This is a genomic window from Ferrovibrio sp. GW821-FHT12F09, from assembly GCF_058806775.1.
On sequence record NZ_JBXAPZ010000002.1, the window covers coordinates 1,232,501 to 1,244,685 of the forward strand.

Below are 12,185 nucleotides of genomic sequence, written 5' to 3' on the forward strand. Positions count from 1 at the left end.
AACTTGAAATAGTACGACCGTTCTATATTCTGCGGCAGACCCTCCCCACCGCACAGGTCCAATCATGTCCAAAGCTAAGTCCGCCCCCAACGTCAATAAAAGCACGAACATTCGTGCATTATTAGCCTTTATAGGCCAGCGCAGCCTGATTCAGGCCGGGTTCGCCCTGGCGCCCGCATGGGCCGCCGAACGGGCCGCACGGCTGTTCCTGCGGCCCTGGCAGAAACCCCGACCCGATCGTTCCCGGTATGTTTCACGTGAAACACCCTTTGGCGCTGAAAGTCCCTTCGGGCCGGTCGCTGCCTGGAGCTTCGGCCGGGCCGGCGATCCCACCATCCTGCTGGTGCATGGCTGGGAGGACGATCATGTCAGCTGGGCACCGCTGATCGACAAGCTGGTGACACGCGGCTTTCGCGTGCTGGCCCTCGATCTGCCGGGCCATGGCCGCAGTGCGGTCGGCACTGCCGGGGTGACCTCGATCCCGGTGCTGGCCGCCGCGGTTGCCGCTGTGGGGCGCGAGGCCGAAGCCATCGGTGCCGCGCCGATCCACACCACCATCGCGCATTCCATGGGCGGCACCGCCACAGTGCTTGCTGCTGCCGAACTGGGGCTGAAGACGCAGCGCCTGGCTCTGCTGGCGCCGCCCAACCATCCGCGCCTGTTCGCTGCCGCGCTGATGACCATGCTGAAACTGGATGCAGCACAGACCGCGCGCGTCTTCACAGCCATCGAGCGGCTGGTCGGCCGCAGCATGGACTCACTTTACCTGCCGCCCAAGCTGCGCAGCCTGGCGATGCCAGGCCTGATCCTGCACAGCCGCGATGACCGCGTGGTGCCGCTGCAGCACAGCCAGGAGAATGCTGCGGCCTGGACGGCCGCGCAGTTCCGCATTGTTGACGGGCTGGGTCATCGCCGCCTGATGAGCGATGCTGGCGTGCACAGCATGCTGCTGCATTTCATCGACAGCCATGCGCCTGCCGATGCCTATGGTCCGGTGAAGACCGACGCCGCCGACTAGCGTTTGAGTTGGGCTGCGTGATGGGCGATGTGGTCGCCGATGAAGCTGGCGATGAAATAATAGCTGTGGTCGTAGCCGGCCTGCAGCCGGAGTGTCAGCGGCATGCCCACAGCCGCACAGGCATTGGCCAGCAGCTGTGGCTTGAGCTGCGGCTCCAGGAATTCATCCGCCGTGCCCTGGTCGATCAGCACCGGTTTGTGCCAGTCGGTGGTGGCGGCCAGCTGCGTGGCATCCCAGGCGTTCCACGTGGAACGGTCGGCGCCCAGATACCCGGTGAAGGCCTTCTCGCCCCAGGGTACCTGCGATGGCGCGACAATCGGCGCGAAGGCCGAGACGGATTTATAGCGCTGCGGATTGCGAAAGGCGCAGACCAGCGCGCCATGGCCGCCCATCGAATGGCCGAAGATGCCGCTGCGCGCCGCCTCCACCGGGAAATGCTGCGCCACCAGTGCCGGCAATTCTTCGGTGACGTAGGAATACATGCGGTAATGCCGCGACCACGGCGACAGTAAAGCATCGACATAGAAGCCGGCGCCGGAGCCGAAATCGTAAGCATCATCCTCGCCGGGAATGGCCACGCCGCGCGGACTGGTGTCTGGCACGATCAGGATCAGGCCATGCTCGGCGGCATAGCGCTGGGCGCCGGCCTTGGCCACCATATTCTCCCAGGTGCAGGTGAGCCCTGAGAGATAATACAGCACCGGCAGATGCGTGCCCTTGTCGGCGGCCTGGGCCGGCAGGTAGACGGCGAATTCCATGTCGCAGCCCAGCACGGCCGAACGATGGCGCCAAACCTGTTGCTGACCGTCGAAGCAGGCCCAGTTTTTAATGCGTTCCATTAAAACGTGACCACCGAGCGGATCGACTTGCCTTCATGCATCAGATCGAAGGCATCGTTGATTTTGTCCAGCGGCATCACATGGGTGATCAGGTCATCGATGTTGATCTTGCCGTCCATGTACCAGTCGACGATCTGCGGCACGTCGCTGCGCCCGCGCGCGCCGCCGAAGGCCGAGCCCTTCCAGACCCGACCCGTCACCAGCTGGAACGGCCGCGTGGAGATTTCCGCGCCCGAGGGCGCCACACCAATGATGACAGATTCGCCCCAGCCCTTGTGGCAGCATTCCAGCGCCTGGCGCATCGTCTTGGTGTTGCCGATGCATTCGAAGCTGAAATCGGCACCGCCCTTGGTCAGCTCGACCAGATGCGGCACCAGCTCGTCGTCCTTCATGTCTTTCGGATTGACGAAATGCGTCATGCCGAATTTCTCGGCCATCGCTTTACGCGCCGGATTGATGTCGACGCCGATGATGCGGTCGGCGCCAACCATGCGGGCGCCCTGGATCACGTTCAACCCGATGCCACCGAGACCGAAGACCACCACATTGGCGCCGGCCTGCACTTTGGCGGTGTAGACCACAGCGCCGATGCCGGTGGTGACGCCGCAGCCGATATAGCAGACCTTCTCGAACGGCGCATCCGGCCGGATCTTGGCCACCGCGATCTCGGGCAGCACCGTGTAGTTGGCGAAGGTGGAGGTGCCCATGTAATGCCACACGGTTTCGCCGCGGCATTTGAAGCGGCTGGTGCCATCAGGCATCTGGCCGGCGCCCTGGGTGATGCGGATCGACTGGCAGAGATTGGTCTTGCGGCTCAGACAGTAGTCGCACTGGCGGCATTCCGGCGTGTAGAGCGGAATGACGTGATCGCCCTTCTTCACGCTGGTGACACCGGGACCGATATCGACCACCACGCCGGCACCTTCATGGCCGAGGATGCAGGGAAACTTGCCCTCGCTATCGAGGCCGGACAGCGTATAGGCATCGGTATGGCAGACGCCGGTGGCCTTGATCTCGACCAGCACTTCGCCGGCGCGCGGGCCGCCCAGCTTCACGGTCTCGATGCTGAGCGGCTTCTTGGCTTCGAAAGCGACAGCGGCGCGCACGTCCATGGCGATTCTCCTGCGATATGATCCGCAGGAGAATAGAGGCCCGGCAGGCCTGAAGGGAACCCTCAGGCCACGATCGTTCAGGTTACGCCGGCGTGACCACCGGCTGCGGCCGCGGCAGCATGCTGACCAGACCGAGCAGCGCCATCACCAGCATGGCCATCGGCATCGGCTGCACGCCCGGCAGCGGCAGCAGGTTGACCAGCGCCGCGCCGAGGGTGGCGCCAGCCATCTGCAGGGCGCCGATCAGGGCAGAGGCTGCACCGGCGCGCTGCGGAAACGGCTGCAGGGCGGCTGACACGGTGAGCGGATTGACGATGCCGATGCCATAGAGGAAGACCAGCGTGGCGCCGATGGCCGGCCACAGGCCCGGCAGGATGCTGACCTGTGCCAACATCAGTGCAGCCCCGGCGCTGAGCACCAGAAAACCGATGCGACTGGCCGTTGCCGCACCGAAACGACGCATCAGCTTCGGCGCGCTGTAGCCGCCGGCAAAGACAGCAAACACCGTGAAACTGGAGATCAGGCCGAAGCCGGTCGGGCTCTGGCCATAGGCGGCGATGAACAGGCCCGGCGCACCGGCGAAGAAAGCGAACAGCGCGCCCAGCGCACAGGTGGTGGCAAGGGCCGGCTGCAGGAACAGCGGACTGGCCAGCAGGCTGCCATAGGCCGCGAAAGCGCCGCCCAGGCCCGGGCGATGGGTGGTTGCCGGCCGGGTCTCGCCCAGGAGGCGCAGCACCAGCAGCAGGATGACGATGCCGAAACCGGCCACCGCATAGAACGGCGCGCGCCAGTTGAACGCTTCCTGCAGCAGGCCGCCGAGCAGAGGGCCGAAACCGGGTGCGACCGCCACACCGGTCATGATGAGACCGAGCGCCTTGCCCAGAGCGGCGCCATCGAACAGATCGCGCGCCATGGCACGGCCGACCACCGAGGCCGCGCAGGCGCCGACCGCCTGCAACGCGCGTCCGACGATCAGCGTCTCGATATCCATTGCTGTGGCGCAAAGCAGCGTCGCGGCGAAGAACAGCGCCAGGCCCACCACCAGAACCGGCCGGCGGCCGTAGCGATCCGAAAGCGGTCCGGCGACCAGCTGGCAGACCGCAAAGACCGCAAGATAGGTCGTCAGCGTCAGGCGCACCGTATCGGCATCGGCCTGCAACGCCTGGCCGATCACCGGCAGGGCCGGCAGATAGATATTGGTCGACAGCATGCCGATAGCGGCCAGCGCCGTCAGCAGCACGATCAGCGGCGCATAGGACAGGGCGGGTTTCATGCGGCGCGCTCGATGGCAATCGCCGTGGCTTCGCCGCCGCCGATGCAGAGCGAGGCGACGCCGCGCTTGCCGCCCGAGCGTTCCAGCGCATTGAGCAAGGTGACGATAATCCGCGCGCCGGTGGCGCCGATCGGATGGCCGAGTGCGCAAGCGCCGCCCAGCACGTTGACCCGGTCGTGGCCGATATTCAGCTCGCGCATCGCCGCCATCGGCACGGCCGCGAAAGCCTCGTTGATCTCGAACAGGTCGACGTCGTTGACGCTCCAGTCGATCCTGCCCAGCAGCTTTCGGATCGCCGGGATCGGCGCGGTGGTGAACCAGGCCGGATCCTGGGCATGCACGGCATGGCCCACGATCCGCGCCACCACCGGCAGGCCACGCTCCTGTGCCAGCGAGGCACGGGTCAGCACCATGGCGGCCGCGCCATCGGCATTGGCGCTGGAACTGGCCGGCGTAATGGTGCCGTTGGCCTTGAAGGCGGCCTTCAGGGTCGGAATCTTCTCGGGGCTGACTTTCAGCGGATTCTCGTCGCGGCTGACGGTTTCGGCGCCCTTCACCGTCGGCGTGACGCTGACGATCTCGGCATCGAACCAGCCGCTTTCCACGGCCTTGCGGGCGCGGGTCAGCGTCTCGATCGCATAGGCATCCTGCTCGGCACGGGTGAAGCCGTATTTCGCGGCACAATCCTCGCCAAAGGTGCCCATGGCGCGGTCGCGCTCATAGGCGTCTTCCAGGCCATCCAGCGCCATGTGATCCAGCACCCTGGTATGGCCGGCCTTATGGCCGAACCGCATCTGCGGCAGCAGATACGGCGCACCCGACATGCTCTCCATGCCGCCGGCCACCATGATATCGGCCGAACCGGCGCGCAGCATGTCATGGGCCAGCATGGTGGCGCGCATGCCCGAACCGCAGACCTTGTTGATGGTGACGGCGCCAACGTGATCGGGCAGCCCGGCCTTGCGTGCCGCCTGCCGTGCCGGTGCCTGGCCCTGGCCCGCCGGCAGCACGCAGCCCATCAGCACCTCGTCGATCTCATCGCCCTTCACCCCGGCACGTTCCAAGGCCGCCTTGATGGCCACGGCGCCAAGTTCGTTGGCCGCCACTGAAGCGAGCGCGCCGCCGAAACGCCCCAGCGGCGTGCGGATGGCGGATGCGATGACGATGGGATCATGGGCGGACAGGGTGGTCGACATGGGCGGCTCTCCGTAATTTCTCTTGCCGTCCTATTTAGATGATTGCTATCATCTATCCGTCAAGCGCTTTTTTTTGCAGCGCAGAAAGGTCTTCATGCGTCGCTCGGCCGAGGAAAAGGCGGAAACCCGCCGCCAGATCGTCAAAACGGCCGGCCGCATGATCCGCGGCAAAGGACTGGCCGAAACCGGCCTGGCCGAGGTGATGGCTGAAGCCGGCCTCACCCATGGCGGCTTCTACCGGCATTTCGCCTCGAAAGACGACCTTGCCGCCGCGGCGGTAACCGAGGCCCTGGCGGCCATGCGCGCCCGCCTGCTGGCCATCGCCGCCAAGGCGCCAGAAGGCCAGGCGCTGGAAGCCGTGGTGGAAACCTATCTGACCGAGGCACATCGCGACCGGCCGGAGCATGGCTGCGTCATGGCGTCGGTCGGCATGGAAGCCCAGCGCGCCGGCGGCGTAGTGCAGGCAGCGTACGAGGACGGCATCGCGAAACTGCTGACCCTCTTCAGCGGCGTGATCGAGGCGTCGACAAAACGCCAGGCGGAAGATCGTGCCCATGCCGTGCTGGCCGTGCTGGTCGGTGGCCTGCTGCTGGCGCGCGCGCTGAAACACGATCCGGCACAGTCGCAACGTGCCCTGAAGAATGCGCGCCAGGCGGCGCTGGCCGCGGCGACCGGCAATTAAGCGGTGCGCCGCCGGCGTCGTATCGCGACCGCACCGCCTACAGCCACCAGCGCGATACCGGCGATGACAACAGCCAGGTTCGCCTTGAGCCAACGTTTGACCGGCAGCACATAATAGTCCCATTGCCGTTTATGCGCGCCGGCAAAATCCGGCGCCGGGCAATCCAGACCGAACTGCGCCCCCCAGGATACATAGGCACCTTCACGCAGATAGCGCCGGTATATCGCATCGGATTGTTCGATGGCGCCGACGCTCTGCAGCCAGACGGAGGCATGGCACAGTACGGCGGCGAAGGCCTGCGACCGCGGCGGCAGCTGGTCGGCCGCCGCAATGACCTGGCTCACCGCCAGATAGCGATAGTGAAAGCGCTGGTCGGAGACCGGCGTGCTGGCCTCGAAGCGCTCGACCTCGCCTCGCGTCACGAACGGACCCACCTGCACATCCGTCTGCCCGGAGCCGACATCATAAGCGCCATTGAAGATGAAGAAATCGGGCGCCTGCTCGTAGCCCATGATCTCCATGCCGCTGTACCGGGCCAGCCGGGCCGCAGCATACAATCCTTCCGCGCGGCCGATCCCGGTCCAGGCCTTGTCGGCGGCCCGCAGGGCCGCCGCATAATCCGCGGCCTGCTGCCGGACCGGCATCGGCCGCCCTGACCAGTGGGGCTGCCAGCGGACCGGGAAATAGGGAATGGCCTCGGCGACCCGTCCCTCGCGCACCAGACGACGCGCCAGCAGCTGGCGCAATTCCATATCTGGCTTGGGCGGAATGCGACCCCATTGATCCTTCGGGCCCTGATCGCCACTTTCCGGCACGGCCGCATCGATGAAGCGTTTCAGTTCATCCGAAGACACAACCCGCTCGGCAACATAGGCAAGGTCCGACCAGTAGACCGGTGCCGCCCCATACAGATGCTCCAGCGCCTGCACATAGTCGCCGCGCGCCAGGGCCAGCGTGCCCTGCTCGCCACGCAGACGGAACCGCAGACCGGGTTCGAGATCAGCGCCGCCCGGCGTCACCGCACGAACCGCAATCGCATACTGCGCCGCGGCGCCGTCGCGATCGCCGGCGCGCAGGGCGAGCTTGGCCTTCACCCAGCCAGCCAGCGGTCCGGCAGCCCGATCCGCGAGCCGTCCCGCCAGATCGAACCGGCCAAGGTCATAAGCAAGGACAGCCAGGCGATCGATGCCGGCCACAGCCGGCAGCCCCTGCGCGTCCAGCACCGCGAGCAGACGCTCCACCGCAGCGCTGCCGCCGCTCCGTCCGCGCAAAAGCGGTCCATCGTCGATATCGACAGCGTAGCGTTCCCCATACAGCAGATGGGCCACCAGCAGGCGCTGCAGCAGCGGCTGCGCCGCGGCGCTGCGCAGCAGAGCGTCATCATCAAGAATCCGGTGCAAAACGATCCGCAGCGAATCGTTGCCGCTGCTGTTACTTTCCTGATTGGCCTGATCGGCGTAGAGCGTCACCGCCCGCAGCAAAGCCTGCCCGTTGCGACCGGCCTCGCAGGATTGCGGCGCATCGGCCATATCGAGATGCAACCGTGCCTCTTCGCCATAGCTGGCCAGCGCCAGGCCAAGCGGATCGGGGCTGCCCTGGCGGGCCAGCGAGCGGACCTGCTGGAACGATTCTGCCGCAGACGTCACATCGCAGGCATCGGCAGGCGGCACCAGGCGCGCAATGGCGGCTCGTGACTTGCCGAGCATATAAGCGGCCCAGGTGGCCCGGCTCGCGGCGTCGGGCTGTTGCAGCACCGCGGCGAAGCGACTGGCGGCTCGCTCCAGCATCACCACGCGCTCGGCCGCCGGCATGCGGCCATCGCCGATGGCGCGCAGATAATCCACCGCGCCAGCCGTGTAGAGCCGGACCGCCGGCGGCAAGCCGCCACCGACCGCAAAGGCGGCATCGCCATCGGCCACCATGCGCATGGTCTTGACCAGGGCCACATGATGCGAGGCCATGCCGTCAGCCTCGGCGGTTTCGCGCGCGACATAACTGCTCCTGAACCGCGGACCGGATAACGGCACCAGTTGCCCGACTTCCCAGCTGAAGCTGTTGGCCGGGACCGCCTCCAGCGTTTCAGCACGGTTATCCAGCAGCTGCCAGGGAAAATTCGGCCCACAGGCCACGGCGATACCGGTCCCCGCCAGGGCAAAACCCGCGGCCCAAAAGATGGCCCTGTGCTTCTGCATCATAGTCCTCAGCCTATCGTTCAAGTTTTACCACCGGCGCACCGCCCTCGCAGCGCAGCCACCCGATCCGTCTTTCGCGCCCGACCCGCAGCAGCCCATCTTGGCGGCGGATCAGCATGGTGCCGCCACCATCACGCCCGATCGCATAGCCGTTGATGCCATCCGCGGCACAGCCAGACGGCAGATAGACCTGCAGCGGCAGGCGGTCATCAATGTTGCCGGCATTGGTCAGCACGATATCGAACAGCCCCGGCGTCTCCGTCGAGCGCGGCGCGGCGGTCAAGGCGCTGCGCAGAGAATCCTGCCGCAGCACTGCATGCCAGGCCGGCAGGCTCCAGGCCCGGGTATCCTCAGCCGTCGGCAGACGGAACCAGGCAATCGCGGTCAGCCGCGCCGGCGGGCGTTCGCCCAGATCGCGCAGGAAACTGGCAAGCACCTGCGGCATCACCACCAGTTCACGGCTCGCGGCGCCATCGACCGGGACGGGTCGTTCGCTTTCGATGGCGATCATGCGGCCATCGTTATTCCAGGAGATGCGCGTGCCGTAAGCCGGCAGGGCCAGGCTCCAGGGCCGCGGCGTGCGCCGGGCGAAAGCCTCGATCCAGGCCTTTGCCTGCGCCGGATCGAACAGGCCGCGCATGGGATCGAGCACGGCATGCACCTGCAGCACGCATTCGTCGGCGCTTTTCAGCAGCTGTTCCAGCAGCGGCGAGCCAAGCCAGGTCGGCAAAGCGGTGATCGACAGGACCAGATCAGGCGGCAGCACGCCCCGCAGCTCGGCCAGGACATCGGCATAAGCCGGCAGCCGCGCCGTGCCGGCATCATGATCGATCTCCACACCGCGCAGGTTTACGCCCGCATGGCGCCATGCCGCCGCCAGGTTCGGCAGATCCCTGTGAAGGATGCGGATATCGCCATCCATCCTTTGCCCGTCGATGCGGACCACCATCATGACCGGCCGGCCGGAAGCCGCCAGCAGCGCCAGATCGGGAGCCGTCATCGACGGCCAGCCATAGCGATCGATATCCATCGCCAGGACGCGCCATTGCCGGATCAGGGGGGTGGAGGTTTGCAGCGCGTCGGCCAGGGAGGCCGTCCATTTGCGCTGCCAGATATAGGCGTCATTGGGGAGGGCAGGTTCTGCCCGCAGCGGCCAGGACAGCATGAGGACAAGCATCGCCGCCAGTCCCCTGGACCAGATGCCAACCTGCCCCCCGCGTTTCATTCTGCCACATCCTGCCGACCGAACCGCGCCCACGCGATTCACCCAAGTGAATAATGCCGTGGGATTGCGGCATAAAAAAGTCCGGCGTGGCAGCCGGACTTCTTCATACTTGAATATGCACCCGGCAGCCTACTCGGCCGCCTCGATGTTGCGGGCCAGCACTTCGCGCTTGCCGACATGGTTGGCGGTGCCGACCACGCCTTCCTTTTCCATGCGTTCCATGATGCGGGCGGCACGATTATAGCCGATCTGCAGATGGCGCTGGATGAAGGAGGTGCTGGCCTTACGCTCGCGGCAGACCAGGGCCACGGCCTGGTCATACAAATTGTCTTCCTCGCTGCCGCCGCCCTCGCCGCCGCCGCCCGGGGCGCCATATTTGCCGCCATCGAGATCGGCGGTGACCGCCTCGACATAGACCGGCTCGGCCTGGTCCTTCAGCATCTTGACCACACGCTCGACCTCTTCGTCCGAGACGAAGGGACCGTGCACGCGGCTGATGCGGCCGGCGCCCGGCATGAACAGCATGTCGCCCATGCCCAGCAGCTGCTCGGCGCCCTGCTCGCCCAGGATGGTGCGGCTGTCGATCTTCGAGGTCACCTGGAAGGAGATGCGGGTCGGGAAGTTCGCCTTGATCGTGCCGGTGATGACGTCGACCGAGGGACGCTGGGTGGCCATGATCAGGTGAATGCCGGCGGCGCGCGCCATCTGCGCCAGACGCTGGATGGCGGCCTCGATATCCTTGCCGGCGACCAGCATCAGGTCAGCCAGCTCGTCGACGATCACGACGATGAAGGGCAGCGGATTGAGATCGACCGGGCGTTCCTCGTAGATCGGCTTGCCGCCTTCATCGAAGCCGGTCTGCACGGTGCGGCCGAGCTTCTCGTCTTTCGCCTTGGCCTGGGCCAGGCGCTCGTTATAGCTGGCGATATTGCGCACGCCGAGTTCCGACATCTTGCGATAGCGGTCCTCCATCTCACGCACGGTCCATTTCAGTGCGACGACGGCCTTGCCGGGCTCGGTCACGACTGGCGCGAGCAGATGCGGGATGCCGTCATAGACGGAAAGTTCCAGCATCTTGGGGTCGACCATGATGAAGCGGCACTGATCCGGCGTCAGCTTATAGAGCAGCGACAGGATCATGGTGTTGATCGCCACCGACTTGCCCGAGCCGGTGGTGCCGGCGACGAGCAGATGCGGCATCTTGGTCAGGTCGGCGATAATGGCCGAACCGCCGATATCCTTGCCCAGCGCCAGGCCGAGCTTGGTCGACGGCGCCTCGAATTCCGCCGAGGCCAGCAATTCGCGCAGGTAAACCGTCTCGCGCTTGGCATTGGGCAGTTCGATGCCGATGGCATTGCGGCCGGGGATGACCGCGACACGGGCCGACAGCGCGCTCATCGAACGCGCGATATCATCGGAAAGCCCGATGACGCGGCTGGACTTGGTGCCCGGCGCGGGTTCGAGCTCATAGAGGGTGACGACCGGACCAGGACGGACCTTGGTGATCTCGCCCTGCACGCCGAATTCGTTCAGCACCGATTCCAGCATGCGCGCATTCTGTTCCAGCGCATCTTCGTTGATCTTTTCGCGCGCAGAGTCGGCCGGCGCCGGCTTGAGCAGCGACAGTTCCGGCAGTTCGAAATCGCCGGCATCGCCGAGATTCAGCGTGGTCTGGGCCTCGCGGGCGGCACGACTGCCGCTCTTCGGCTTCTCAATACGCCGGGTGACACGGCCCTCGTCGGCCTTCTTCGCCACCGGCAGGCGCGGCAGGTCGTCATCTTCGTCGTCGTCGACCTCATCGAGATCGTCCGGATCGATATAGTCGTCGTCGGCAGCCCGGGTCTTCTTGGCCTTGCCGAAGCTCGGTTCGGCCTTGCGCACCACCGGCTTGTCGTCGTCATCGTCACGGCTGCCGGCGAAGAATTCCTTCAGGCGGCCGAAGAAGCCATGGGCGGCCTGGCCGCCGCGCATGGCCGCCTTGCCGCCATGATAGATGCCCTGCGCCGCCAGGCCAGTGGTGGCCGCGGCGCCGAAGCCGAGGCCGGCGCCCATGCTGCGCCATTCGCTGGTGGACAGGCCGGAGGCGAAATAGAAGCAGAGCACGGCAAAGCCGAAGCAGACGACGGCCGGCAGCACCGCCGAGATCGGCAGACCGAGCATGACGCCGAACGGCACCAGCTGGTGATACAGGATGTAGTCACCGACCACGCCGCCGAGGCCGGCGCGCATGGCCCACATGGCGGGCACCGGCAGGGCGGCGGCAAAGCAGGCGAACAGGATCAGGGTGAGCGGCACCAGGGCGACGTTCAGCCACCAGCGCGGCAGGCCGCGATGGGAGACGACGCGGAAGCCCCAACTGGCCAGCAGCAGCACGAACAGCCAGGCCGAAAGACCCAGCGTCTGCAGCAGCACGTCGGAGATATAGGCGCCGGGCAGGCCAAGCCAGTTCCGCGGCGCCATCGGCGTGGCGTGATTGAAATTCGGATCGGCCGGATCGAAGGTGGCCAGCGCCAGCGCCAGCAGGAAGCCGATACCGAGAATCAGGATGCCGCCGCCCTCCCGGGCCCGCAGCAGCAGGAAGTCGTCGAAGCCCTCGGGGAAAAACGAGCGTTTCTTCTTGGACCTGGCGGCCATGCCATCCTCTTAAC

Annotated in this window: 9 protein-coding genes; 2 read left to right on the top strand and 7 right to left on the bottom strand. The window is 66.1% G+C overall.

What is annotated here, in order from left to right; translation table 11 throughout:
* Window positions 1–64 precede the first annotated feature (64 nt).
* Window positions 65–1,018 carry an alpha/beta hydrolase gene (locus AC1ROB_RS19055; protein WP_492969532.1) on the top strand — a complete coding sequence of 318 codons (954 nt, stop codon included), beginning with the start codon at window positions 65–67 and terminating at the stop codon, window positions 1,016–1,018.
* Here the strand turns inward: AC1ROB_RS19055 and fghA are convergent.
* From fghA to AC1ROB_RS19075, 4 genes are all read right to left on the bottom strand, one after another.
* Window positions 1,015–1,857, bottom strand: a complete 843-nt coding sequence (gene fghA, locus AC1ROB_RS19060; RefSeq protein ID WP_492969531.1) for an S-formylglutathione hydrolase — start codon at window positions 1,855–1,857, stop codon at window positions 1,015–1,017. The two genes, AC1ROB_RS19055 and fghA, sit on opposite strands and share 4 nt — an antisense overlap.
* A complete protein-coding gene (locus tag AC1ROB_RS19065; protein ID WP_492969530.1) occupies window positions 1,857–2,969 on the bottom strand; it encodes an S-(hydroxymethyl)glutathione dehydrogenase/class III alcohol dehydrogenase in 1,113 nt (370 codons plus the stop codon). Before AC1ROB_RS19065 ends, fghA begins: the two co-directional genes overlap by 1 nt.
* Window positions 2,970–3,051: 82 nt before the next feature.
* Window positions 3,052–4,242, bottom strand: a complete 1,191-nt coding sequence (locus tag AC1ROB_RS19070) for a multidrug effflux MFS transporter (protein WP_492969529.1) — start codon at window positions 4,240–4,242, stop codon at window positions 3,052–3,054.
* Window positions 4,239–5,438, bottom strand: coding sequence for an acetyl-CoA C-acyltransferase (locus tag AC1ROB_RS19075; RefSeq protein WP_492969528.1), 1,200 nt, complete (start codon window positions 5,436–5,438; stop codon window positions 4,239–4,241). The genes AC1ROB_RS19070 and AC1ROB_RS19075 overlap by 4 nt, the downstream gene beginning before the upstream one ends.
* 94 nt (window positions 5,439–5,532) lie before the next feature.
* On the opposite strand from AC1ROB_RS19075, the gene AC1ROB_RS19080 reads away from it, so the two are divergent.
* Window positions 5,533–6,120, top strand: coding sequence for a TetR/AcrR family transcriptional regulator (locus tag AC1ROB_RS19080; RefSeq protein WP_492969527.1), 588 nt, complete (start codon window positions 5,533–5,535; stop codon window positions 6,118–6,120).
* Here AC1ROB_RS19080 and AC1ROB_RS19085 read toward each other — a convergent pair.
* The 3 genes from AC1ROB_RS19085 to AC1ROB_RS19095 all read right to left on the bottom strand — a co-directional run bounded on the left by AC1ROB_RS19085 (window position 6,117) and on the right by AC1ROB_RS19095 (window position 12,171).
* Window positions 6,117–8,315, bottom strand: coding sequence for a hypothetical protein (locus tag AC1ROB_RS19085; RefSeq protein WP_492969526.1), 2,199 nt, complete (start codon window positions 8,313–8,315; stop codon window positions 6,117–6,119). The two genes, AC1ROB_RS19080 and AC1ROB_RS19085, sit on opposite strands and share 4 nt — an antisense overlap.
* Window positions 8,316–8,325: 10 nt before the next feature.
* Window positions 8,326–9,489 (bottom strand): DUF3142 domain-containing protein, encoded by a 1,164-nt coding sequence (locus AC1ROB_RS19090; protein WP_492969525.1) that lies wholly within the window; start codon window positions 9,487–9,489, stop codon window positions 8,326–8,328.
* A 177-nt stretch (window positions 9,490–9,666) separates the two neighbouring features.
* Window positions 9,667–12,171: a DNA translocase FtsK gene (locus tag AC1ROB_RS19095; protein ID WP_492969524.1), complete on the bottom strand. Its 2,505-nt coding sequence runs from the start codon at window positions 12,169–12,171 to the stop codon at window positions 9,667–9,669.
* Window positions 12,172–12,185 lie beyond the last annotated feature (14 nt).